The organism is Aureimonas sp. AU12, from assembly GCF_001463705.1.
GTDB lineage: Bacteria > Pseudomonadota > Alphaproteobacteria > Rhizobiales > Rhizobiaceae > Aureimonas.
The window spans coordinates 94,051-118,063 of the sequence record NZ_BBWH01000040.1; the positions used below are offsets into that span (position 1 = coordinate 94,051).

Annotated in this window: 26 protein-coding genes; 12 read left to right on the forward strand and 14 right to left on the reverse strand. The window is 68.0% G+C overall.

Annotated features, from left to right (window positions below):
- Positions 1-74 precede the first annotated feature (74 nt).
- From AUL33_RS22255 to AUL33_RS16040, 4 genes are all read left to right on the forward strand, one after another.
- A complete protein-coding gene (locus AUL33_RS22255; RefSeq protein ID WP_062210325.1) occupies positions 75-1,418 on the forward strand; it encodes a TadE/TadG family type IV pilus assembly protein in 1,344 nt (447 codons plus the stop codon).
- Positions 1,418-1,951 (forward strand): TadE/TadG family type IV pilus assembly protein, encoded by a 534-nt coding sequence (locus AUL33_RS22260; RefSeq protein WP_062210328.1) that lies wholly within the window; start codon positions 1,418-1,420, stop codon positions 1,949-1,951. Before AUL33_RS22255 ends, AUL33_RS22260 begins: the two co-directional genes overlap by 1 nt.
- The gene (locus AUL33_RS16035; protein WP_062210332.1) at positions 1,948-2,487 is read left to right on the forward strand and encodes a TadE/TadG family type IV pilus assembly protein; all 540 of its coding nucleotides are present in this window, start codon (positions 1,948-1,950) and stop codon (positions 2,485-2,487) included. The genes AUL33_RS22260 and AUL33_RS16035 overlap by 4 nt, the downstream gene beginning before the upstream one ends.
- 107 nt (positions 2,488-2,594) lie before the next feature.
- Complete coding sequence (locus AUL33_RS16040) at positions 2,595-4,433, forward strand: PAS domain S-box protein (RefSeq protein WP_062210336.1); 1,839 nt, start codon at positions 2,595-2,597, stop codon at positions 4,431-4,433.
- A gap of 2 nt (positions 4,434-4,435) precedes the next feature.
- Here AUL33_RS16040 and AUL33_RS16045 read toward each other — a convergent pair whose 3' ends face one another.
- From AUL33_RS16045 to cyoA, 7 genes are read right to left on the reverse strand one after another with little or no spacing between them, the layout of a single operon-like run.
- On the reverse strand, positions 4,436-4,969 hold the full coding sequence (locus AUL33_RS16045) for a response regulator transcription factor (protein WP_062210338.1): 534 nt from the start codon (positions 4,967-4,969) through the stop codon (positions 4,436-4,438).
- A complete protein-coding gene (locus AUL33_RS16050) occupies positions 4,959-6,341 on the reverse strand; it encodes an ATP-binding protein (RefSeq protein ID WP_244492285.1) in 1,383 nt (460 codons plus the stop codon). The genes AUL33_RS16045 and AUL33_RS16050 overlap by 11 nt, the downstream gene beginning before the upstream one ends.
- Positions 6,338-7,153: an SURF1 family protein gene (locus AUL33_RS16055; RefSeq protein WP_062210341.1), complete on the reverse strand. Its 816-nt coding sequence runs from the start codon at positions 7,151-7,153 to the stop codon at positions 6,338-6,340. Before AUL33_RS16055 ends, AUL33_RS16050 begins: the two co-directional genes overlap by 4 nt.
- Entirely contained in the window at positions 7,150-7,608 is a 459-nt protein-coding gene (gene cyoD / locus AUL33_RS16060; RefSeq protein WP_082652657.1) for a cytochrome o ubiquinol oxidase subunit IV, read from the reverse strand. The genes AUL33_RS16055 and cyoD overlap by 4 nt, the downstream gene beginning before the upstream one ends.
- Positions 7,605-8,240, reverse strand: a complete 636-nt coding sequence (gene cyoC, locus AUL33_RS16065; RefSeq protein WP_062210344.1) for a cytochrome o ubiquinol oxidase subunit III — start codon at positions 8,238-8,240, stop codon at positions 7,605-7,607. Before cyoC ends, cyoD begins: the two co-directional genes overlap by 4 nt.
- Before the next feature lie 3 nt (positions 8,241-8,243).
- On the reverse strand, positions 8,244-10,247 hold the full coding sequence (cyoB, locus tag AUL33_RS16070; RefSeq protein ID WP_062210347.1) for a cytochrome o ubiquinol oxidase subunit I: 2,004 nt from the start codon (positions 10,245-10,247) through the stop codon (positions 8,244-8,246).
- A 39-nt stretch (positions 10,248-10,286) separates the two neighbouring features.
- The gene (gene cyoA, locus AUL33_RS16075) at positions 10,287-11,540 is read right to left on the reverse strand and encodes a ubiquinol oxidase subunit II (protein ID WP_062210350.1); all 1,254 of its coding nucleotides are present in this window, start codon (positions 11,538-11,540) and stop codon (positions 10,287-10,289) included.
- A 179-nt stretch (positions 11,541-11,719) separates the two neighbouring features.
- On the opposite strand from cyoA, the gene AUL33_RS16080 reads away from it, so the two are divergent.
- The 5 genes from AUL33_RS16080 to AUL33_RS16100 all read left to right on the forward strand — a co-directional run bounded on the left by AUL33_RS16080 (position 11,720) and on the right by AUL33_RS16100 (position 14,849).
- On the forward strand, positions 11,720-13,060 hold the full coding sequence (locus AUL33_RS16080; protein WP_062210353.1) for an MFS transporter: 1,341 nt from the start codon (positions 11,720-11,722) through the stop codon (positions 13,058-13,060).
- 182 nt (positions 13,061-13,242) lie between these two features.
- Positions 13,243-13,488, forward strand: a complete 246-nt coding sequence (locus AUL33_RS16085) for a hypothetical protein (protein WP_062210356.1) — start codon at positions 13,243-13,245, stop codon at positions 13,486-13,488.
- A 280-nt stretch (positions 13,489-13,768) separates the two neighbouring features.
- Positions 13,769-13,987 carry a hypothetical protein gene (locus AUL33_RS16090; RefSeq protein WP_062210359.1) on the forward strand — a complete coding sequence of 73 codons (219 nt, stop codon included), beginning with the start codon at positions 13,769-13,771 and terminating at the stop codon, positions 13,985-13,987.
- Between the two features lie 98 nt (positions 13,988-14,085).
- Complete coding sequence (locus tag AUL33_RS16095) at positions 14,086-14,304, forward strand: hypothetical protein (RefSeq protein WP_062210361.1); 219 nt, start codon at positions 14,086-14,088, stop codon at positions 14,302-14,304.
- Complete coding sequence (locus AUL33_RS16100; protein WP_062210364.1) at positions 14,301-14,849, forward strand: hypothetical protein; 549 nt, start codon at positions 14,301-14,303, stop codon at positions 14,847-14,849. Before AUL33_RS16095 ends, AUL33_RS16100 begins: the two co-directional genes overlap by 4 nt.
- Positions 14,850-14,962: 113 nt before the next feature.
- Here the strand turns inward: AUL33_RS16100 and AUL33_RS16105 are convergent, their stop codons facing one another.
- The 7 genes from AUL33_RS16105 to ccmA all read right to left on the reverse strand — a co-directional run bounded on the left by AUL33_RS16105 (position 14,963) and on the right by ccmA (position 19,046).
- Complete coding sequence (locus tag AUL33_RS16105; protein ID WP_062210367.1) at positions 14,963-15,529, reverse strand: NUDIX hydrolase; 567 nt, start codon at positions 15,527-15,529, stop codon at positions 14,963-14,965.
- A 77-nt stretch (positions 15,530-15,606) separates the two neighbouring features.
- Positions 15,607-16,242, reverse strand: a complete 636-nt coding sequence (locus tag AUL33_RS16110; protein ID WP_062210369.1) for a DsbE family thiol:disulfide interchange protein — start codon at positions 16,240-16,242, stop codon at positions 15,607-15,609.
- Positions 16,239-16,406 carry a heme exporter protein CcmD gene (gene ccmD, locus AUL33_RS21715; RefSeq protein WP_082652658.1) on the reverse strand — a complete coding sequence of 56 codons (168 nt, stop codon included), beginning with the start codon at positions 16,404-16,406 and terminating at the stop codon, positions 16,239-16,241. The genes AUL33_RS16110 and ccmD overlap by 4 nt, the downstream gene beginning before the upstream one ends.
- A complete protein-coding gene (locus AUL33_RS16115) occupies positions 16,406-17,158 on the reverse strand; it encodes a heme ABC transporter permease (protein ID WP_062210372.1) in 753 nt (250 codons plus the stop codon). The genes ccmD and AUL33_RS16115 overlap by 1 nt, the downstream gene beginning before the upstream one ends.
- 87 nt (positions 17,159-17,245) lie before the next feature.
- Complete coding sequence (locus AUL33_RS16120) at positions 17,246-17,686, reverse strand: GNAT family N-acetyltransferase (protein WP_062210376.1); 441 nt, start codon at positions 17,684-17,686, stop codon at positions 17,246-17,248.
- A 20-nt stretch (positions 17,687-17,706) separates the two neighbouring features.
- Complete coding sequence (ccmB, locus tag AUL33_RS16125; protein WP_062210381.1) at positions 17,707-18,366, reverse strand: heme exporter protein CcmB; 660 nt, start codon at positions 18,364-18,366, stop codon at positions 17,707-17,709.
- On the reverse strand, positions 18,366-19,046 hold the full coding sequence (gene ccmA / locus AUL33_RS16130; RefSeq protein WP_244492287.1) for a heme ABC exporter ATP-binding protein CcmA: 681 nt from the start codon (positions 19,044-19,046) through the stop codon (positions 18,366-18,368). Before ccmA ends, ccmB begins: the two co-directional genes overlap by 1 nt.
- Before the next feature lie 556 nt (positions 19,047-19,602).
- On the opposite strand from ccmA, the gene acnA reads away from it, so the two are divergent.
- From acnA to AUL33_RS16145, 3 genes are all read left to right on the forward strand, one after another.
- Complete coding sequence (gene acnA / locus AUL33_RS16135) at positions 19,603-22,356, forward strand: aconitate hydratase AcnA (protein WP_062210387.1); 2,754 nt, start codon at positions 19,603-19,605, stop codon at positions 22,354-22,356.
- A 320-nt stretch (positions 22,357-22,676) separates the two neighbouring features.
- Positions 22,677-23,468, forward strand: coding sequence for a thioredoxin family protein (locus AUL33_RS16140; RefSeq protein WP_062210390.1), 792 nt, complete (start codon positions 22,677-22,679; stop codon positions 23,466-23,468).
- A gap of 199 nt (positions 23,469-23,667) precedes the next feature.
- Positions 23,668-24,003, forward strand: a complete 336-nt coding sequence (locus tag AUL33_RS16145) for a DUF2794 domain-containing protein (RefSeq protein ID WP_062210567.1) — start codon at positions 23,668-23,670, stop codon at positions 24,001-24,003.
- Positions 24,004-24,013 lie beyond the last annotated feature (10 nt).

The following is a 24,013-nucleotide window of genomic DNA, read 5'->3' on the forward strand; positions in this document are numbered from 1 at the left end:
CCAGTCTCCTCCAAAGCTTTAAGTGGATCACAAGCTTTGTCAGCAAAGCTGATGGTCGGGGAGACGAACGTCGAATGATCCAGTTGCATCGCATGATGAGGAGGTTTGCCAAGGGAACGCGCGCCAGCATTCCCGTGATGACCGCGCTCCTCATGATCCCGATGACGCTCGCCGCCGGCGGGGCGGTGGATTTCGTCGCCCACGAGAAGATCCGCGTCGCGCTGCAGGATGCGCTCGACCGGGGCGTCCTCGCTGCCGCCTCGTTGACGCAGACCGAGGACCCCAAGGCGCTGATCACCAGCTATCTCAAATCGGTTCCCGGAAGCGCCAGGGCGGTTCTCACCATCAGTGAAGAGCGGCGCACCAACTTCCGCAAGATCTCGGCCAGCGTCTCGATCCCCTACGAGACGACGTTCCTGAGACTGGCCAAGTTGCAGGCCCTGAACGTCGCAGCCAACGCTACCGCCCAGGAGGCGCGGCAGAACATTGAGATGTCGATGGTCCTCGATATTTCCGGGTCGATGCTCGACAATGGCGGCATCTACCAGCTGAGGCCGGCGGCCAAGAGCTTTCTCGACATCGTCCTGAAGGAGGAGGTGCGACCGGTCACCTCGGTGTCCATCGTTCCGTTCGCGGGAACTGTGAACCTGCGCAAGGGTGTCTTCGACCTCTTCGCCGGGCCCGCCTACCTGCGCAAGCACGGCTACTCGTCCTGCTTCGAGATGCTCGACGCCGACTTCTCGCCGGGGACGCCGGCCTTCGCGCTGCGCGATCAGGTGCCGCACTTCACCTATTACAACTACAACGTCGCGGGAAAGCAGCCGTGGTGGTGCCCGACCGACGACGCTGCGATCACCTATCCGACGAACGATCTCACCTATCTCAAGGCGCAGATCGAGGCGCTGCGGCCCTTCGACGGAACCGGTACGGCCTACGGGATGAAATGGGCCGAACTCCTGCTCAATCCCTCGATGCGGGAGTCGATGAAGACGATCGGCGACAAGAACCTCGCCCCGATCCCCTCGGCCTTCCGGAGCCGCCCGGCCGCCTTCGACGACAAGGACACGCTGAAGTTCATCGTGCTCATGACCGACGGGCAGATCGGCTTCCAGCCGCGGACCAATGTCGGGACCTACGTCCTCACCGACCGCAACGCCAAGGACAGCGGCTACCACCGCGTCCCCGACCTCTACAGCGATACGCAGGCGATCGCCTTCTACAAGCGGGTCTGCACCTACGCCAAGAAGGAGGGGATCGTCATCTTCACCATCGCCTTCAAGGTGACGCCGGAGATTGCCGCCAACATCGCCACCTGCGCCAGCGATCCGTCCTACGCCTACAAGGTCGACGGGCTCGACATGGGTTCGGCCTTCCAGTCCATCGCCACGACGATGCAGAAGATCCGGCTGGTGAACTGATGCGCGGCTGCTTCACGGTCCGAACCGCGCTGGGCGACCGTTCCGGGGTCACCGCCCTCGAATTCGCGCTCGTCGCCCCGCTCTTCCTCGGTCTCGTCTTCTCAACCTTCGAGGCCGGCTGGATGATGACGAAGGCGACCCTGCTCGATCGGGCCCTCGACGTGACCGTGCGCGACATTCGCATCGGCGGCACCGGGGCGCCGCAGACGCAGAGCGAGATTCGCGACGCCGTGTGCGCCGAAGCTCTCGTCTTTCTCGATTGCGCGAAGTCGCTGACGATCGAGATGAATCCGGTCACGACGGCGGCCGACTTTCCTTCCACCGCCGCGACCTGCATCGATCGAGGCGCCGCGGTGCAGCCGGTGGTGAACTTCCGGGCGGCGCAACGGTCCGCGACCGTGTTCATCCGCGCCTGCGTCGTCTCCGATCCGCTGACCCCGCTTCTGGGACTGGCCTTGCACCTGCCGAAGGACTCGCGCGGCGGCTACCGCCTCGAGTCCTCGGGCGCCTTCGTTGCGGAACCCAGCACGTGATCGTGCCGCTTCTCCGCCTCGCCACGCGCGTCTGGCACGACAGGCGAGCCGTGGCGGGCATCGAGTTCGCGATCATCGGGCCGGTGGTCGTCGCCCTCCTCCTTGGCTGCGTCACGCTCTTCGCGCTATTCCGCGGCTCGCAGGACGCCGAGAAGGCGACCTTCACCGTCGCCGACATCGTGTCGCGCCAGACCAGCGTGAGCACCGCCTTCCTCGATACCCAGCACGCCCTGTTCCAGCGCATGCTCTCGGACGGCTCGACCGACAAGGGGTTTCGCATCAGCAGCATCCGGCGGGTCGGCACCGGCTTCACCGTGGCCTGGTCCTACGCGGTGGCGCCGCTCAACCCGTTGCAGGCGGCGGATATTCCGCTCGCCCAGTTGCCGCTCGTCGCCGACGGCGACTCGCTCGTGCTGGTGGAGACCCGCGTGCCCTTCGCGCCGATCTTCGCGGTGGCGGGCGTGTCGGGCGGCGAGCATCGCAACCTCGCCGCCAACCGGCCGCGCTTCACCGCCTCGATCGCCAAGTCGGACTAGCGCCCGTCTTCGCGCGGGTTGCGAGAACCCGCAAGAGATCGGTCGCGCACGGCCGAAATGTCCTGTAGAGAAGGGCCATCGCCCGCTTATCCTCGACGAGATCCATCTTGCACGGCACCCACGACGAACGCCGCATCGAAGACGAGATCCACCAGAGCGGGCCTTCGACCGATCCGTTCGCCTCCGCCGTGCGGGCGACGCGCATGCCGATGGTCATCACCGACCCGGCCAAGACCGACAACCCGATCGTCTTCATCAACGACGCGTTCACCAAGCTCACGGGCTATGCCCGCGAGGAGGTTCTCGGCCACAATTGCCGTTTCCTGCAGGGACCCGACACCGATCCGGACGTGATCGCCTCCATCCGTTCGGCGACGGCGCGGCGCGAGCCGATCGAGACGGAGATCCTGAACTACCGCAAGGACGGCACCACGTTCTGGAACCGCGTCCTCGTCTCGCCGGTCTTCGACGAGGCCGGCAAGCTCGCCTATTTCTTCGCATCGCAGTTCGACGTGACGCGCGAGCGCGAGCAGCTGAGCGAGGCGCAGGCCGGCCGCGCACAACTGGCGAGCGAGATCGCACGCCGCATGGACGAGTTGACCCGCAGCGAAGACCGCTTGCGCTTCACGCTGAAGGCCGGACGGCTCGGCGCCTGGACGCTCGATCTCGCAACCCACCGGCTGGAAGCCTCGGCGCTGTGCAAGCGCAATTTCGGCCGGCAGGACGACGCCGTCCTGACCTACGAGGACCTGCTGCACATCATCCATCCCGGCGACCTGCAGGTCTGGGAGCTTGCGGTGGCGACCTCGCTGATGCCGCCGGGCGAACTGGAGGTCGAGTTCCGGGTGCCCTTGCCCGGCGGCGAGATCCGCTGGGTCGAGATGCGCGGCCAGACGAGCTTTGCCGAGGACGGGACGGCGGGGTCCCTCGTCGGCGTCTCCCTCGACATCACCGACCGCAAGCGGGCCGAGGCCGATCTCCAGGAATTGCAGAACCGGCGAAACCTCGCGGTGGCGGTCGGCGACGTCGGCATCTTCGACATCGACCTCGTGAAGCGGTCTTTGTTCTGGGACGAGCAGGTCCGCCGCTTCTACGGGGTGGCGCCGGGCCGCACGCTGGACATGGCGATAGCCGTGACCGCCGCCCATCCCGCCGACCGGCCGATGATCGACCGGCTGGTGCTCGACCTCAAGGCCGGACGCCTCGACGAGATCGACGCGCAGTACCGGGTGATCGGCGTCGACGACGGCGTGCTGCGCCACGTCTACATCAAGGGCCGGGTCGTGAAGGACGCGGCCGGCCAAGCGGTGCGGCTGGTCGGCGCGGTGCGCGACGTGACCGACCGCGTGCTCGCCGAGGACCAGCGCCTCTTCCTCAATGCCGAGCTCGCGCATCGCCTGAAGAACACGCTCGCCATCGTGCAGTCGATCGCCAACCAGACCCTGCGCCTCGCCACCGACACCGAGGTCGGACGCCTCGCGCTCAACCGCCGCATCCAGGCGCTGTCGACCGCGCACGACATCCTGCTGTCGGGCCATCGCGACGCTGCCGCCATCCGCAACGTTCTGGAGGGCGCGGTGTCGCTCCACGACATTGCCGGGCAGATCGACATGAAGGGTCCCGACGTGGCGCTCGGCGCGCAGGACTCCCTGTCGCTGGCACTCGTCGTCCACGAGCTCGCCACGAACGCCCTGAAATACGGCGCGCTGTCGAACCCCGACGGACGCGTGCTCATCGAGTGGGCCATGATCGGCTCGGGAGAGGCCGCACAACCGGTGCTGCAGATCGACTGGAAGGAAACCGGCGGTCCTCCGGTCGAGACCCCCTCGCGCCAAGGCTTCGGCAGCCGCCTGATCCGCGCTGGGCTCTCGGCGGGATCGTCGACGCTGGATTACGAGCCGGACGGCCTGCGCTGCCGTCTCGTGGCGACGCTGTCGCAGGGCTGAGCCTACTTCACCTGCCGCTTCTCGAGCTTTCGCGCCAGCGTGCGCCGATGCATGCCGAGCCGGCGCGCGGCCTCCGAGATGTTGAACTCGGTCTCCACCAGAACCTCGTGGATATGCTCCCACTCGAGCGTCTTGATTGAGGTCGGGCGCTCGGTGAGAGGCACGCGCACGTCCCCTTCCGCCTTCGAGAAGGCCGCCTCGATGTCGTCGGTGTTGGAAGGCTTGGCGAGATAGTGGCAGGCACCGAGCTTGATCGCCTCGACGGCGGTGGCGATCGAGGCGAAACCGGTGAGCACCACGATGAGCGTCGCGGGATCGTGGGCGTGGAGCGTTCGCACGCAGGCGAGACCCGAGGACGTCGCGAGCTTGAGGTCCACCACGGCATAGCCGGGCGTGCGGCGGGCGAGAAGCGCCGCGAGATCGTCGGGCGTTGCCGCCACCTCCACCTCGTAGCCGCGGCGCTCGAAGGAGCGCTTGAGCGAGGCAGCGAAGACCGCATCGTCGTCCACCACCACGAGAAAGCGTTCACGCGTCATCGCCGTCCTCCTCATCCTCGATCACGAGCGCGGCGAGCGGCAGTCGCATCTCGATCTCGGCCCCGCCGCTCTCGCGGTTGCGCGCGGCGACGACGCCGCCGAGCTTGCGCACGACGTTGAAGACGAGGAACAGGCCGAGGCCTGCGGCGCGCCGGTCTTTCGTCGACTGATAGGGTCGGCCGATCTGCGAAAGGATCTCGGGCGCGAAGCCCGGTCCCCGGTCGGTCACGCGCAGGACCAGGGTCTCGCCGTCGCGCGAGGCGGCGAAGCACAGCCAGTCCGGCGAGACCTCGAACGCGTTGTCGAGGACGTTGAAGACGCCCTGGCGGAGCGTCGATTCCGAGACGATCGGCAGGTCTTCGTCGAAGCCGTTCTCGTAGACGAGCCGCGCCTGCGGGCGCGTCGCCCCCCAGTCGGCGGCCAGCCCGTCGAGAAAGGCGAACATGGTGGTGACGGCTGCCGACTCGCCGCGCGCCTCGCCCGCCGCCAGCAGCACCCCCGTCACGATCGACTTGCAGCGCGCGACCTCGGCGCGCATCGCCTCGATCTCGCCGGCGAGTTCGGGATCGGCGGTGAGCTGGGGCATGCGCTGCCAGTCGCCGAGAATGATCGAGAGCGTCGAGAGCGGCGTGCCCAGTTCGTGCGCGGCGCCAGACGCCAGAAGCCCCATACGCACGATGTGATCCTCCTCGGCGGCGCGCTGTCGCAGGTAGGCGAGACGCTCGTCGCGCTCGCGCGCATTGCGGTTGATGCGGGTGACGAACACCACGAGCAGCACCGAATTGATGACGAAGCAGATGAGCATGCCCAAGGTGTGCGGGCTGAGGAGACCGTAGCCCTGCGCCTCGAGCAGGTCGAGCGGCCGGTGGAAGCGCGACAGGGCAGCAAAGCAGAGGATGGCGAAGCCGACGAGCGCCCCCATCGACCAGGCTTCGAGCAGCACCGCCCCGAGCGTCACCTGGAGGAGGTAGAGGGGCGTGAACGGGTTGTCGGTGCCGCCGCTGAGATAGAGCTGCACGGTGAGCCCGGCGACGTCGAAGAGGAGCGCGGCGAAGAGTTCGAGCGGGGTGACGCGGGTGCGCCGGTAGAGGCGCAGGAGGCTGGCGAGATTGAGGGAGATCAGCGCCCCGATCACCGCCGCCATCGGCGCCATCGGCAGTTCGGTGCCGAAGCCGTATCGCACCACGAGGATGCTGAGGATCTGGCCGGCCACCGCGATCCAGCGAAGCTGGATCAGCAGCAGGAGGTTCTTGCGCCCGGTGTGGTCGATCGCCGAGGTGACGACGGGGGCGGAGCGGCGCTGGGAAGCGTCCGCGAAGACGCGTGCCAGCGCCTCGCGCCACGGGGCCGGCGCCGGATCGGCGGCGCTCACCGCGCCCGCCCGGCGCCGGACGCAGGCGGTACCGAGGGCCGGCCCGGCGCGCTTCGGCGCCGTCGCTCGTCGCGGATCACCCAGACCATCGCGCCGGCCAGCATCGCGGCGAGACCATACCAGGTGAGCGCGTAGACGAGATGGTGGTTGCGGAAGGCGACGACGGTGAGCCCGCCCACCGGCCATCCGCCGGGATTGGGCGTGGCATCGGCATCGACGAAGAAGGGCGCGACCGCCTCGCCCGGCAGCTTGGCGGCGGCGATGGCCGCGACGTCGCGCGAGTACCAGCGACCGCCTGCGGGATCATTGGCGCGCAGGAAGCCGCCGCCGGGTTCGCTCAGGCGGAGCAGTCCGACGACGTCCACGGGGCCGCCCCCCTGCCCGGCGCTGCGGTTGGCGGGGTCGCGGCGCTCCGTCGGCACGAAGCCGCGATTGACGAGGGTGAACGAGCCGTCGGCACGGAGCAGCGGCGTCAGCACCCAGAAGCCGGCGCCGCGCTCGGTGACGGCCTGAACCAGGGTCTCGCGGTCGTGGAGAAAGGAGCCGGCGAGTTCGACGCGGCGATAGGCGTCGGCCTCCGCGGTAACGCCGGCCCAGTCGGCGGGACCTGGCGCCTCGACGGGCGCGGCGGCCAGACGCGCGTCGACGCGGGCGATGAGATCCATCTTCCAGGCGAGGCGCTCGACCTGCCAGGTGCCGAGCGAGACGAGGCCAGCGAAGACCGCAAGGGCGACAAGTCCCAGCGCCAGAAGGGCGCCGCGCGAGCTGCGGCGGGGCGCCGAACCTCCGCCTGGCGCCCGCGCGGTGGTCACGGCATCTGGCTCATGTCGTGGCCGGGCATGGCGTCCATGCCCTGGCCCGTCATCATGCCGCCCTCGTTCATCTCATGGCCGGGCATCTGCATCATGTTGGTGTTGAGGTGGTACATGACCCAGAGCGAGCCCGCGATGGTGATCACCACGAGAACGAGCGTGAAGATCAGCGCCAGCATGTTCCAGCCGCCCTCCGACTTCGTGTTCATGTGGAGGAAGTAGACCATGTGGACGACGATCTGCACCACCGCGAAGCCCATCACGAGGAAGGCGGTGACGCGGGGATTGGCGAACACGTCTCCCATCACCAGCGCGAACGGCATGACGGTGAGGATCACCGCCAGCACGAAGCCGGTGATGTAGCCCTTCATCGTGCCGTGGCCGACCTGATGCTCGTCGTGCAGGACGTGGACCTCGGCGCTGCCGCTGGCCGTGGTGGCGGTCTTGGCGCTCATTGCAGCACCCCCAGGAGGTAGACGAAGGAGAAGACGCCGATCCAGATGACGTCGAGGAAGTGCCAGAACAGCGACAGGCACATGAGGCGGCGGCGGTTTTCCGGAAGCAGGCCGCGCTGGGCCACCTGCACCATCAGCACCACCAGCCAGATCACGCCGAAGGTGACGTGCAGTCCGTGGGTGCCGACCAGCGTGAAGAAGGCCGAGAGGAAGGCCGAGCGCTGCGGGCCCGCGCCCTCATGGATGAGATGGGCGAACTCGTAGAGTTCGAGCGACAGGAAGGCGAGGCCGAACAGGCCGGTGACCGCCAGCCAGACGAGCGTCCCCCGCTTGTTCTCCTTCTCCATCGCCAGCATGGCGAAGCCATAGGTGATGGACGAGAACAGCAGCATCGCCGTGTTGATGGCGACGAGCGGCAGGTCGAAGAGATCCGCCGGCGTCGGGCCGGCGGCATAGGAGCGCCCGTAGACGCCGTAGCAGGCGAAGAGCACCGCAAAGATGAGACAGTCGCTCATCAGGTAGATCCAGAAGCCGAGCAGCGTGCCGCCTTCGGCATGGCCGTCTTCCTCGGCCACGTAGAATTTCAGGTCTTCCTCGGCTGCGGGCACGCCCGTGGTGATCGCGTTCGCCATGGTTCAGACCCTCGCCGCGAGCATGCTGGTGCGCTCGTTCTCCGCCCGCACCACGTCCTCGGCGGGAATGTGGAAGTCCCGGTCGTAGTTGAAGGAGTGGCCGATCGCCACCGCGATGAGGGAGGCGAAGGAGAGCGCCGCCAGCCACCAGATGTACCAGATGACCGCGAAGCCGAAGACGACGCTGAGGCCGGCGAGGACGACGCCCGCGCCCGTGTTCTTCGGCATGTGGATCGCCTTGAAGCCTTCGAGAGGCCGCTTGTAGCCGCGACGCTTCATGTCCGAGAAGGCGTCGTGGTCGTGGATCATCGGGGTGAACGCGAAGTTGTAGACCGGCGGCGGCGAGGCGGTGGACCATTCGAGGGTCCGGCCGTCCCAGGGATCGCCGGTGTGGTCGGCCAGTTGGTCGCGGCGCAGGAACGCCATCACGATCGACATCAGGAAGGACAGGATGCCGAGCAGGATGAGGAAGGCGCCGAAGGCGGCGATGATGAACCAGATCTGCAGCGAGGGATCCTCGAAATGCTGCACCCGGCGCGTCACGCCCATCAGGCCGAGGATGTAGAGCGGCATGAAGGCGAACCAGAAGCCCGTCAACCAGAACCAGAAGCTCGTCTTGCCCCAGAAGGGATCTAGCTTGAAGCCGAAGGCCTTGGGGAACCAGTAGGTGGTGCCCGCGAACATGCCGAACAGCACGCCGCCGATGATGACGTTGTGGAAGTGGGCGACGAGGAAGAGCGAGTTGTGGAGCACGAAGTCGGCCGGCGGCACGGCGAGGAGCACGCCGGTCATGCCGCCGATCGTGAACGTCACCATGAAGCCGAGCGTCCACAGCATCGGCACCTCGAAGCGGATGCGGCCCCGATACATGGTGAACAGCCAGTTGAAGATCTTCGCGCCCGTCGGGATCGAGATGATCATCGTGGTGATGCCGAAGAACGAGTTCACCGACGCGCCCGAGCCCATCGTGAAGAAGTGGTGCAGCCAGACGAGGTAGGAGAGGATGGTGATGACGACGGTGGCGTAGACCATCGAGGCATAGCCGAAGAGGCGCTTGCCCGAGAAGGTCGAGACGACCTCGGAGAACACGCCGAAGGCCGGCAGGATGAGGATGTAGACCTCCGGGTGGCCCCAGATCCAGATGAGGTTCACGTACATCATCGGGTTGCCGCCGAGATCGTTCGTGAAGAAGTTGGTGCCGACATAGCGGTCGAGCGTCAGCAGCGCGAGCACCGCCGTCAGCACCGGGAAGGCGGCGACGATGAGGACGTTGGTGCAGAGCGAGGTCCAGGTGAAGACCGGCATCTTCATCATCGACATGCCCGGCGCGCGCATCTTGACGATGGTGACGACGAGATTGATACCCGAGAGCAGCGTGCCGATGCCCGCGATCTGCAGCGCCCAGATGTAGTAGTCGACGCCGACGCCCGGCGAGTAGGCCGCGCCCGACAGCGGCGGATAGGCGAGCCAGCCGGTGCGCGCGAACTCGCCGACGAAGAGCGACATCATCACGGTCACGGCGCCGGCCGCCGTCATCCAGAAGGAGAAGTTGTTCAGGAAGGGGAAGGCGACGTCACGCGCGCCGATCTGCAGCGGCACCACGAAGTTCATCAGGCCGGTGACGAAGGGCATCGCCACGAAGAAGATCATGATGACGCCGTGAGCGGTGAAGACTTGGTCGTAGTGATGCGGCGGCAGGTAGCCCTCGACCTGACCGAAGGCCATCGCCTGCTGCGCGCGCATCATCAGCGCGTCGGCAAAGCCGCGCATCAGCATGATGAGCGCGAGGATGATGTACATGATGCCGATCTTCTTGTGATCGACGCTCGTGAACCACTCGGCCCAGAGATAGCCCCAGAGTTTGAAGTAAGTCAGCGCGCCGACGAGCGCGAGCCCGCCGAGCGCCACCACCGCGAAGGTGATGAGCAGGATCGGCTCGTGATAGGGGATCGCCTCGAGCGTCAGGCGCCCGAAGATCAGCTGCTGGAGATCCGTGTTGGCAAACATGGTGGACCCGTTCTTCGATCGTTGCCGTTTCGGGCGGACTTACTGGTTCAGCTGCGCGGGAGCGGGCGAGGACGACCCCGTCTCGCCGGACCCGGCATCCGGCATCGGCCTGTCGTGCGACATGCCCGGCATCGCGTGGCCTTCATGGCCCTGTCCGGCCGGCGCCGCGGACGATCCGGCAGCAGCCGGAGAGGCCGCGGCCGGCTGCATGCCCTCGGGCTGGACCTCGGACTTCGGCGTGCGGCCCGAGGCCGGGAACGTGGCGCCCGGCGCCTCCGACCCTTCGCCATGCGCCAGACCGTGGCCGAAGCCCTCGTGCGAACCGGAGCGATCATGCACCAGCCGCTCGCGGTTGCCTTCATGATTTTCGACGCCGCCGCCGGCCGCGTCGATCTGCATCATCTCGGCCATGCACATCTTGCCGGGCTCGACGCAGAGACCGAGAATGGCGTCGTAGAGCCCGTTCTCGACCGAGGCGTAGTAATGTACAGGCTCGGCTTCGCTCGGCTTCTCGACCTCGAGATAGCGGGCGCGGTCGAGCGTCTGGCCGTCGGCCTTCACCTTCGCCACCCAGGCGTCGAAGCCCGCGGTGTCGAGCCCGTGGAACTTGAAGCGCATGCGCGAGAAGCCCGAGCCGCTGTAGTTGGCCGAGAACCCGTCGTAGATGCCGGGCTTGTTGATGACGGCGTGGAGCTGCGTCTGCATGCCCGGCATGGCGTAGATCTGGCCGGCGAGCGCGGGCACGAAGAACGAGTTCATGATCGCCGCCGAGGTCAGCTTGAAGGCGATGGGGCGATCCACCGGTGCGGCGAGCTCGTTGACCGTGGCGATGCCGTATTCCGGGTAGAAGAACATCCACTTCCAGTCGAGCGCCACGACCTCGACCGTCAGCGGCTCCATCTCGGCCGTCACCGGGCGCGCGGCGTCGATGCGCCCGATCGGCCGGTAGGGGTCGAGGAGATGGGTCGAGATCCAGGTCAGCGCGCCGAGCGCGATGATGATCATCAGCGGCGCCGTCCAGATCAGCACTTCCAGGCCGGTCGAGTGGTGCCAGTCGGGATCGTAGGTCGCCGTCTTGTTCGAGGCGCGGTAGCGCCAGGCGAACAGCAGCGTGGCCGCGATCACCGGCACGATGATGAGCAGCATCAGGATGGTGGAGACGACGATGAGGTCGCGCTGCTGCGAGGCGACGTCGCCCGACGGGCTCATCACCACCATGTTGCAGCCGCCCAGCAAGCCGAGAAGCGGAAGCATCCCGAGGATGCGCAGAATTTTCGCGCGCAAAACGACCATCTCACCTCCAATGCGATAGACTGCCATCTACTGGCACGAGGCATGGAATGGGATTGGACGTTTTGTCCACCCCGGATCGTTTGACGAGGGCCCGCCCGCGGCCCTATTCGAAACCACTACAAGATGCCGCAGCCGGCGCCGTCCGGCGCGGCGCGTCGGAACGGCAGGAGGATGCGGCCATGGCGGCGACAACTCAAGGGATGGCCTCGTCGACCGGCCTGGAGGACGACGCAAGACAGGTCTCGTCCGACGGCCACGTCTCGCCCACCGAGATCGCCATCGGCGTGGTGATCGGTCGCGCCTCGGAAGCCTTCGACTTCTTCGTCTTCGGCCTCGCCTGCATCCTCGTCTTCCCGGCGCTGATCTTTCCCTTCGCCGACCACCTGACGGGAACGCTCTATTCCTTCGCCATCTTCGGCCTCGCCTTCGTGGTGCGCCCGGTCGGTTCGATCCTCTTCATGGAAGTGGATCGCCGTCACGGGCGCGGCGTCAAGCTGACGATCGCGCTCTTCCTTCTCGGCGGCTCGACGGCGGCCATCGCCTTCCTGCCGGGCTACGAGACGATCGGCTCCTGGGCCATCGTCTCGCTCATCGTCTTCCGCGCCGGCCAGGGCTTCGCGCTCGGCGGCGCCTGGGACGGCCTCGCCTCGCTGCTGGCGCTCAACGTGCCGGAGAACCGGCGCGGCTGGTACGCCATGGTGCCCCAGCTCGGCGGCCCCATCGGCTTCATCATCGCCAGCGGGCTCTTCGCCTTCTTCGTGCTCAACCTCTCGACCGAGGACTTCATCGGCTGGGGCTGGCGCTATCCCTTCTTCGTCGCCTTCACCATCAACGTCGTGGCGCTCTTCGCGCGGCTGCGCCTGATCGCGACGGAGGAGTTCGTGCAGCTCTTCGAGCGCCGCGACCTCGTGCCGGTGCGGGTCTTCGAGCTCCTGCGTGAACAGGGGCGCGCCATCCTGCTGGGCGCCTTCGTGCCGCTGGCGAGCTTCGCGCTCTTCCATCTCGTGACGATCTTCCCGCTCTCCTACATCGACATCTATTCCGACCGCTCGCCCGGCGAGTTCCTGCTTACCCAGATGGCCGGCGCGGTTCTCTGCCTCGTCTGCACCGCGCTGTCGGGCACGATCGCCGACCGGATCGGACGCCGGAAGCTGCTCGGCATCTGCGCCGTGGGGATCGGCGTCTTCTCGATCGTCACGCCCTTCCTGCTTGGCGGCGGCACCGCCGGACAGACCACCTTCGTCTTCGTCGGCTTCGCGCTGCTGGGCTTCGCGCACGGACAGGCGGCGGGCTCGGTCGCGTCGAACTTCTCGAACCAGAACCGCTACACCGGCTCGGCACTGACCACCGACCTCGCCTGGCTGATCGGCGCCGGCTTCGCGCCGCTCGTGGCGCTCGGCTTCTCCTCGCGGTTCGGCCTCGTGGCGGTGGGCGTCTACCTCTTCTCGGGCGCCGCCTGCACGCTGGCGGCGCTGGCTTACAACAAGCGCATGGGTCTGAAGGACAGCGGCGCCGCCTGACGGCGCCGTTCCCCCCGGCGATATTCGCCGACGCCAACGCGCCGCCTGCTCCCGAGCGATCCGCATCGCCCGCCGGGCCCGCGGCGTTTTCGTGCCGATGGCCGAGCCATGCGCACGATCGCCCCTTTCCAGCGGCCGCCGCTTCGCGCTTATGGGCCGGGCAACTTCAAGGAACACGCGCGATGCCCGTCCAGACCCTCTACATCGTCCAGCAGTTCGAGAAGATGGGAAAGCGGCTCGTCGCGGGACGCCAGATGAGCTTCAAGACGCCGGGCGAGGCCGCCGCACGCGCCGACCGGGACGCCTCGCGGGTGGTGGGTGTCGTCGCCATCCAGCAGACCGTGGACACCGACACGGGCGAGGTGCTGGAGGAGCCCGCGGTTCTCGCCCGTCACGGCGAATTGCCGGCCGAGTTCAGCGAGGCCTGATCGCGCCGAGGCGAGAGCCGCGCGGCCTGGAACGCCGCGCTTCGTCGATGGCCGAAAGAACGCAAGTCATTCTTCGAAACCGACTTTAATCGATTGCGAAAGACTTCGATCGACTGCGCATCCATCAGTTTTTCTGGTTTCAAACCGAATATTATGATTTTCTTGTATTTTTGCGCAACTGTCCCATATTCATGATGTGAGCGAATTTACGCCGAAGCGGCCGGATCGAGGCCGCCTCGGTCGCAGGGCCTCCGGCCGACCGCTCGCCAGGACCAACATCATGTTCGGATATCAAGGTGGCGAAAGCGACGAGACGGTCGCCCGCAAGCGCGTCTACATGGGCGAAGCCCGGATCCGCTGGCCCTTCCTGACCAAGTTCGACGTCACCACCATCCACAACGAGCAGCAGCTCGCCACGATGGTCCGCGACCGCCTGCACCTGTCGCGCACCGCCGCCGATGCCGAAGTTCATGAATGGACGAGAGGCAAGACCTTCTGAGACGCCGTGCTCGCGCCGCTCGCCGCGGCTGACACCAGGAGAACGCTGCGCTGAAGCTCCAGCCCAAGCGCTGACGACCATCCCCGGAAGGACCTGCCATGATTAAGTCGACGCCGATCCTCGCCTCGCGCGCCAAGCCCGCCGCCGCGCCCGCAACTTCCGCCTTTGCCAGCGTCGTCACGGGCGCTGCCGCGATCCGCGCCCGCAACATGCGGCTTCGAACGCTGCGCATGGCCGTCGAGGATCAGGCGAGCGCGATCCGGCTCCCCGCTCCGCCCCCTGTCGGACCAGCCCTCCCGGAGACGAACGACCGATGACCGCCTCCCCCCGCACGCTCGCCCCGACCGCAGCCGCGCCCGCCGCGCTCGATCTCAGCCCCCTGCCCGGCGACGGTGAGGCGGTCCCGATCCTGGTCGACTTCACCGTTCCCGCCGACGTCTTCTGGTCGTCCTCCGCCCGCCGCCTGACGCGGCAGGGGTCGATGCGCTTCAAGAGCTTCGACACGCTGTCGGAGGCCGTGCGCTTCGTGATCGACGACAAGAGCGAACAGCGCTTCCGCTGCGCCGTGGATACCGCCGACGACCGCTACGAGGACGATGCGATCGAAGCCCTCTACGGGCGCGACGATTTTCCCGCCGGCTTGAAGGCGACCGGTCCGCGCGTCGCAGCGATCGTGGCGGCCACCGCCTACGACCTGCGCCACGAAGAGCGGGGCACCTGGACCGTCTACGAGGTTCGCACCGGCGAGGCCGTCATCATCAACGGTGTCCTGATGACCCGCATGGGGCTCGTCGAGGCCGGGAACATGGCCCGTGCCCTCAACGGGCCCGACCGGCAGGACATGCTGGCCATGGGCCCCTGAAACGGGATCGGCGGGCTTCAGCCCGTCGCTTCCGTTTTGCGACCAACCCGATCAGCGCACGCGTGACCGGCCGCACGACCTCGTCCGGTAGGGCGTAGCTCCTCCCGCGGCGCTTAGAACTCCTCCGTCGCCAGCCGTCGACCGTCGGGCATCCGGTCGCCCGACGCGTCGCCGGGATTGCCGAAGGGCACGGGCGACGCGCCGCCTTGCGCCTCGCGTTCATGGTTCAGCGCCCAGTGGACGGAGGGAAAGGCCAGATCCTCCCAGGGGATCTCGTCCCAGCCAAAGAGCCTCACTTCGAGGCTCTCGATGCCCGCTTCGATACGGGGATCGGCGAGTTCGGCCCGGAAGATCAGCTGGACCTGGCTGATGCGCGGCACCGAATAGACCGCCAGCAGCCGCTCGATGCGAAGGTCGGCGCCAGCCTCCTCGCGCGCCTCGCGACGGGCGCCCTCCTCCGGCGTCTCGTTCAGTTCCATGTAGCCGGCAGGGATCGTCCAGAACCCCGAGCGCGGGTCGATGGCGCGCCGGCACAGCAGCACTTGGCCCCCAAACCGCACCACCGAGCCTACGACGATCTTGGGATTGTCGTAGGCGACGAAGCCGCAATGGTCGCAGACCTTGCGGGGCAGGCCGTCGCCTTCGGGAATGCGGAGCGAGAAGGAGGGGGTCGTGTCCATGAGTCTCTAGATGGCGCAGCCGTGTGGGTCGGCGACGTCGGCGGCGTAAAATCGCCGGGGCCGCGAAGGCCCGCCCGTCAGTTCGGGGGCGCCGCGTTCCCGGCGCTCGCCGCGCGCAGGGCCGGCAGCAGTCCGTCCGCCACCGCCCGAGGCGTCAGCGGCCCCGTCTGCTTCCAGAGGATGGTGCCTCCCGGCGAGACGAGGAAGGTTTCCGGCACGCCGTAGACCCCCCAGTCGATCGTCGAGCGCCCGGCATCGTCGACCCCCACGGCATCAAAGGGATTGCCGAGATCGCGCAGGAAGCCGGCGGCGTTTTCCGGCTTGTCCTTGTAGTTGATCGCCGAAATCTCCAGCCCCGTGGCCTCGAGCGCGGGATCGCGCGACAGCTGGAGCAGCAGCGGATGCTCCTCGCGGCAGGGCACGCACCAGGACGCGAAGACATTGACGAGGCGCGGCCGCCCGTCGCCGCCCGCCGCGATCGCGAGGCCCGGCACCGGCATCCCGTTCGCACCCGTCAGGCCGGCCAGCGGCGGCAGCACGGTGGCCGGCGCGGGCTGGCCGATCAGCGCCGAGGGCAGCGTCTGCGGATCGTGGCCGGAGGCCAGCTGGTAGAGGAACAGCCCGGCGAGCGCCGCAAAGATCGCGACCGGCGCGAAGGCGATCCAGGGCCGGCGACGGCGCAGCGGCGAGGCGGTCTCGTCCGGCGCGCTCACGGAAGCGGCGCCGCCGGGCGCTTGCGCGGGCTGGACGCCTCCAGCTCGGCCAGCCGCGCCTTCGTGCGCCGCGCGTCGCGGGCGATCCAGGCGACGAGCCCGACGAGCGCGAGGGCCGACATGCCGTAGGCGGCGGCGACGAAGGCGGCGTAGTCGGCCGCCATCAGACGACGCTCAACGCCTGCCGGCGCGCCAGCGACAGGCAGCGGCGACGGCGGATCTCGGTGCGCATCGCCGTCAGGTGCAGGGCGAAGAACAGCGCGGTGAAGCCGGCGGCGCAGAGAAACAGCGGCCAAAGATAGGTGGCGGGCATCGAAGGCCCGCCCATGCGCAGCACGCTGGCGGGCTGATGCAGCGTGTTCCACCAGTCCACCGAGAACTTGATGATGGGGATGACAACGAAGCCGACCACGACGAAGACGGCGGCCATCCGCCCGCCGCGCTGCGGCTCCTCGAAGGCGCGCGTCAGCGCGATCAGCCCGAGATACATCAGGAAGAGCACGAAGACCGAGGTCAGCCGCGCGTCCCAGACCCACCAGGTGCCCCACATCGGCCGGCCCCAGATCGAGCCGGTGAAGAGGCAGAGAAAGGTGAAGACCGCGCCGATCGGCGCCGCCGTGCGGATGGCGACTTCCGCGATCGGATGACGCCAGACGAGGAGGCCGAGCGCCGAGACGCTCATCACCGTCCACACCATCATCGACAGCCAGGCGAAGGGCACGTGGATGAAGAGGATGCGAACCGTGATGCCCTGCTGGTAGTCTTCCGGCGCCTGCAGCGCGTAGAGGAGCCCGAAGCCCAGGCACGCGATCGCCAGGGCATAGACCCACGGCACCAGCTTACCCGTCAGCTCCAGGAAGCGCGTCGGGTTGGCGAGGAGGGCGAAACGGGAGGGGCGTGCGGCGAGGTCGCTCATGGGGGCTTCGGCTGAGGTCCGTATCCCAGCGGTTTAGAACGACTCGAGCCCAGCGTCCATGACGGCGGCGCTCAACTTTGCGTCGGCTTAGCCCTCGCCGGCCCGACCGCCGATTCGCAGCGCCATGCCGATCGAGGCCGGCATCACCGGCTCGAAGCCGAACTTCGCATAGAGATGGCGCGCCTCGCCGTCGGCGACGAGGCTGACATAGGCGCTTTCGGGGGCGTTCTCGTGCAGCCACGCCATGAGGTCGCCGAAGATCCGCTTGCCGAGGCCGTGGCCCTGGTGCGCCGGCTCCACCGCCATGTCGACCACCTGGAAGAAGCAGCCGCCGTCGCCGATCACCCGGCCCATCGCCACCGCGCGGCCCTCGAAGCGCACGACGACGCCGTGGCAGGTGCCCGGCAGGCCGCGAAGCGCGGCGTCCTGCGTCTTCGGGCTGAGGCCGGACACGGCGCGAAGGCGGCGATAGTCGTCGACCGGGGGCGTCTCGGCGGTGAATGTGTAAAGCGCGGGATCGAAGGGCATGGGCTGTCGGGTCCGTCAGGTCAGTCGGCGGAAAGGCGGAGCGCGGCGGCGGCGGCGATCGTGCCGAGGACGCCGTAGAGAAGCGTCAGCGCCAGGAGAATGAGGAACGGCGCGCGAAACGGCTCGGCGTCGTTCACCGCACCATAGGTCGCGGCGACGCCGAAGATCAGCACCGGCAGCACCAGCGGCAGCACCAGCACCGAGACCAGCACGCCGCCGCGCGGCAGCGCCGCCGCCACCGCGGCGCCGACCGCACCGATGAGGACGATCGCCGGCGTGCCGACGAGAAGCGTCAGCGCCGTGGCCAACAGCGCGCGTGGCTCGATCGCCAGGAGAAGGCCGAGGAGCGGCGAGGCCAGCACCAGCGGCAGGCAGGCCGCGCACCAGAGCGCGCCCGCCTTCGCGAGCACCACGAGCGGCAGCGGCAGCGGCCCGGCGAGATAGAGATCGAGCGTGCCGTCCTCGCGGTCGGCCTGGAACAGCCGGTCGAGCGTCAGCAGCGTCGCCAGCAGCGCCCCGATCCAGAGGATCGCCGGGCCGATGCGCGTCAGAAGCGCCAGATCCGGGCCGACGCCGAAGGGGATCGTCGCGACCACGGCCAGAAAGAACACGATGCCCGCCATGCCGCCGCCCGAACCCGACAGCTGCAGCCTGAGATCGCGCAGGAACAAGGCCCGCATCACCCGATCTCGTCCCACGATCCGGGTTCGCCGGGTGCGGAACTCGCGAAAGCGTTCGGCGCGATCGCCTCCAGCCGCAGTTCCACCGGCGCGTCGAGTTCCAGCGGCTGGTGCGTCGCGGCGATCACGATGCCCCCCGATCGCTGGCGCTCGCGGCAGAGCGAAGAGAACCGCGCCTGCGCCGCCCCATCGAGCGCCGCCGTCGGTTCGTCGAGGATCCAGACCGGCCGGTCGCTCACCAGCAGCCGCGCCATCGCCGCCCGCCGCCCCTGCCCCGCCGACAGGACGCCCGCCGGCAGGTCGCCGGCTCCCGCCAGATCCACCGCTTCGAGTGCCTCGCGCACGCCGAGCCCCGTGCCGCCGAGAAACCGCCGCCAGAAGCCCAGCTCCTCCGCCACGGTGCGCCCCGCCTTCAGCGCGTTGCGATGGCCGAGATAATGCGCGACCTCCGCCACGGCCCAAGCCGGTTCACCATCCGCCGCCACCGCGCCCTCGACCCTCACAGATCCCGCCAGCGCCGGCAGCAATCCGGCGATCGTTCGCAGCAGCGTCGACTTGCCCGCCCCGTTCGCCCCCGTCACCAACAGCGCCGACCCCGCCGGCAGCACGAGATCGATCGGCGGCACGACCACGCGCCCGCCCCGCCCCGCCGCCAGTCCCGTCAAACGCAGCGTGATCAACGGCCCGGCCTCCTCGGTATGTCCTCCCCGCGTTCTGTCGCGCGGCGGGGGCGTTGGCAAGACGGAGCTTCGCCCTCGACCCACCCTTAGGGCGAGCCACGGGTCTCGCCCGTCCTGACGGACGGCCTCGAGGCCCTTGGAACCCCATCTGCTGTTTCCATCATCAGGGAAGGCCGGCGGCCCTCCCTGATGATGGACAAAAGAAAAGGAGGGTCCGGGACTTCTGTCCCGGACGAGGCACGGGGCGGCAGCCCCGCCATGCCACCCGCTGGTCCCGCAGCGCACGCGAAGTTGACGCGAGGCCGGATTTTCGGGGGTCGCAGGCGTGCTGGGGCCTTTATAGCCATTACAAACTTGCCTATAAGGCGCTCAACCACTCCAGCGACCGGCGTGGAGTCATCAGCGCCGATCTCAAGTGGCCTGCCTGCGTGGCGGGTCCCGGGGCGGACGGGCGGAAATGGTCGTACCCGCATCTTCCAACGTGCCCGCGTCTCGCGGGTGCGGCGGTCGTTCGCCTTTCGGACATGTCATGGTTCGAGAAGGAACGAGAGCCCCAATGTCCCACCCCGATAGCTTCAAGAGCCGCAAGACGCTTCACGTCGACGGCAAGCCCTATGTGTATTTCGACCTGAAGGAAGCCGAGAAGAACGGCCTGACGGGCGCCTCGCGCCTGCCCTTCTCGATGAAGGTCATCCTCGAGAACCTGCTGCGCAACGAGGACGGTCGCACGGTCAAGGCCGACGACATCCGCGCCATGGTGACGTGGCTCGAGGACAAGGGCAAGACCGGTCACGAGATCGCCTATCGCCCGGCGCGCGTCCTGATGCAGGACTTCACCGGCGTTCCCGCCGTGGTGGATCTGGCCGCGATGCGCGACGCCACCGAGCAGCTCGGCGCCGACCCCCGCAAGGTCAATCCGCTGGTGCCCGTCGATCTGGTGATCGACCACTCGGTGATGGTCGACTATTTCGGCCAGAAGGATTCGTTCGAGAAGAACGTCAACGTCGAGTACGACCGCAACGGCGAGCGCTACACGTTCCTGCGCTGGGGCTCGGAAGCCTTCCAGAACTTCCGCGTCGTGCCGCCCGGCACCGGCATCTGCCACCAGGTGAACCTCGAATATCTCGCCCAGACCGTCTGGACGAAGGAAGAAAACGGCGAGACGATCGCCTATCCCGACACGCTGGTGGGCACCGACTCGCACACGACCATGGTCAACGGCCTGTCGGTCCTCGGCTGGGGCGTCGGTGGCATCGAGGCCGAAGCGGCGATGCTCGGCCAGCCGATCTCGATGCTGATCCCCGAGGTCATCGGCTTCCGCGTCGACGGCAAGCTGCCCGAGGGCACCACCGCGACCGATCTCGTGCTCACCGTCACCGAGATGCTGCGCAAGAAGGGCGTCGTCGGCAAGTTCGTCGAGTTCTACGGCCCCGGCCTTGCCAACCTCACGCTCGAGGATCAGGCGACGATCGCCAACATGGCCCCGGAATACGGCGCCACCTGCGGCTTCTTCCCGGTCGACAAGGACACGCTCGCCTATCTGGAGGCGACGGGCCGCGACAAGCACCGCATCGCGCTGGTCGAGGCCTATGCGAAGGCGCAGGGCATGTTCTTCGACGCCGCGTCGCAGGAGCCGGTCTTCACCGACACGCTGTCGCTCGACCTCTCGACCGTCGTTCCCTCGCTCGCCGGCCCCAAGCGCCCGCAGGACCGCGTCGCGCTGACCGACGCCGCCGCCAAGTTCCGCGTCGCGCTGACCGAACTGCAGGGCGGCCGCAAGAAGAGCGAACTGCCTTCCTCGGTGGGTGATTCCCGCTTCATGGACGAGGGCGCCGTGCCCCCCGGCAAGACGCCCGACACCGTTCGCCATGCCGTCGAGGGCCGCGACCACGGCATCTCCGACGGCGACGTGGTGATCGCCGCAATCACCTCCTGCACCAACACCTCGAACCCGAACGTGCTGGTGGCCGCCGGCCTCGTCGCCCGCAAGGCACATGCGCTCGGCCTCAAGGTGAAGCCCTGGGTCAAGACCTCGCTGGCGCCGGGATCCCAGGTCGTCACCGAATATCTCGAGAAGGCCGACCTCCAGAAGGATCTGGACGCGATGGGGTTCAACCTCGTCGGCTACGGCTGCACCACCTGCATCGGCAATTCCGGGCCGCTCTCGGAGGAGATCTCCGAGGCGATCAACGCCAACGACCTCGTGGCCTGCTCGGTGCTCTCGGGCAACCGCAACTTCGAGGGCCGCGTGAACCCGGACGTGCGGGCGAACTACCTCGCCTCGCCGCCGCTCGTGGTGGCCTACGCCATCGCCGGTTCGATGTTCGTCGACATCACCACCGAACCGCTCGGTCAGGATCAGACCGGCAAGGACGTCTTCCTCAAGGACATCTGGCCGACGACGCAGGAAATCGCCGAGATCGTCCGCAAGACGGTGACGCGCGATCTCTTCGAGAGCCGCTACTCGGACGTCTTCAAGGGTGACGAGCACTGGCGCAAGATCGCGGTCTCGGGCGGCCTGACCTACGATTGGGACGACCGCTCGACCTACGTGCAGAACCCGCCCTATTTCGAGGGCATGACGATGACGCCGGAGCCCGTCACCGACGTCCACGGCGCGCGCATCCTGTCGCTCTTCCTCGATTCGATCACCACGGACCACATCTCGCCGGCCGGCTCGATCAAGAAGAACGGCCCGGCGGGCGACTATCTGGTCTCGCATCAGGTGCGCCCGGTCGACTTCAACTCCTACGGCGCACGCCGCGGCAATCATGAAGTCATGATGCGGGGCACCTTCGCCAACATCCGCATCAAGAACCAGATGCTGGACGGCATCGAGGGCGGCATGACCAAGCACTTCCCCGACGGGGCGGTGATGCCGATCTACGACGCGGCGATGAAGTACCAGGCCGAGAGCGTGCCGCTCGTGGTCTTCGCCGGCCGCGAATACGGCACCGGCTCCTCGCGCGACTGGGCGGCCAAGGGCACCGTGCTGCTGGGCGTTCGCGCCGTGATCGCGCAGTCCTTCGAGCGCATCCACCGGTCCAACCTCGTCGGCATGGGCGTCGTGCCCTTCGTCTTCGAGGAAGGCACCTCCTGGCAGACGCTGGGCCTGAAGGGCGACGAGACCGTCACCATCGAGGGCCTGACCACGGTCAAGCCGCGCCAGATGATGACGGCGGTGATCACCCGTGCCGACGGCGAGGTCCTGAATGTGCCGCTGCTCTGCCGCATCGATACGCTGGACGAGCTGGAGTACTTCAAGAACGGCGGCATCCTGCACTACGTGCTGCGCCAGCTCGCCGCCTGAAAACGGCTTGGGGGCCGCTTCTCGGCCCCTCGCCTCATCGCGCCGCCGCCCTCCCGACCGGGGGCGGCGGCGTTTTCATGCCGCGATCACGTCCAGCGAACATGGGTTTGCCGGATGTGATCGAGGTCTCGTTTGGTCCGCCGGGTCCGACGACGAAGCCTGTCCGCTTCGTCTGCCGATGCCTTGGCGCAACCCGCGGAGCCGGCGGCGCCCGGCGCATCACCCCCAAGTGAAGCCGGCGCGATGGCGCGGGCGGTTGGGTTCTGCGAGGGATGTGCCATCTCTCGATGCGACGAAGACGAACAGGAGCGATCGCCATCGTGCGCAACACGGCCGCCACCGCGCTGACCATCGGCTTCCTGGCTTGGGCGACCATCGTGCGCCCCGGCCCGGCGCTGGCCGGTGACAGCACCGCGACGAGCCGCGGCGTCTCGGGGGTGGTGGAGCTTTTCACCAGCCAGGGCTGCGCCTCCTGCCCGCCCGCCGACACGCTGCTCGCCCGCCTCTCGGGGCCGGGCATCGTCGCCCTCGCCTATCACGTGGACTACTGGGACTATATCGGCTGGGAGGACCCGCTGGGCTCGCGCAACAATGTCGAGCGCCAGAAGACCTATGCCAAGCGCCTGCGCACCGGCGCCCTGACGACGCCGCAGGCGGTGGTCAACGGCGTCGCGGCCGTGGCGGGCGGCGACGAGGCGGCGATCCGGCGGATCCTTGAGACCGAGCCGCTGGCCGGCGGGCCGGGCTCGGGCGGCACCGTGCCGGAGGTGCGCCTGGAAACGCAGGGGGACACGCTGCATGTCTTCGCCCGCAGCGGCCCGCTCGCGCCGGGCGACCGCCCGCCGGTGCTGATCTTCGTGACCTTCATCGACGAGACGCGCACCGCCGTGACGCGCGGCGAGAACACCGGGCACGAGCTCGTCAACACCCATGCGGTGCGCGACTGGCGGGTGGTGGGCACCGTGACCGACGAGGACATGCGCATCGACATGCCGATCGGGCTGCTGGCCGACCCCGATGGCCTGCGCACCGGCTGCGCCGCGCTGCTCCAGGCGGTCGGCCCCGGCAACAAGCCGGGCCGTATCCTCGCGGCGGCCTCGCTCGAATTCTGATCCGAACCAGCGCGTTGCGACGCCCGCCGCCGCCACGCGGCGCGATGCAGTCGGAACCGCCACCAGCGGCGCGTTGCAACGAACGTCGCGGTCCCCATCTTCATGACAGGATGATGTCGCACTCTTGCCGGAGACCGGGTGCGACCCTCGAAGGGGAAGACGATTGACCGAAGTGACGAACGAGCGTTCCGCCGCCCTCATCGATCTCGCCGAGATCCGGGGGGCGAACGCGCTTCCCGTGGTCTCCTTCGATCGGCACGAACTCGGGCAGATCCTGCGCGTCTACGGGCGCATGGTCTCGGCCGGCGAATGGCGCGACTACGCGATCGACACCCTGCGCGACCGCGCGGTGTTCTCGATCTTCCGGCGCTTCAGCGAGATGCCGCTCTACCGCGTCGAGAAGAACCCCAAACTCGCCCGCAAGCAGGGCGCCTACAGCGTGGTGGCCGCGGGCGGCCTCGTGATGAAGCGCGGCCACGACCTCGCCCTCGTGCTGCGCGTCTTCGACAAGTCGCTGAAGCTCGTCGAAGACTGAAGCGTTACGC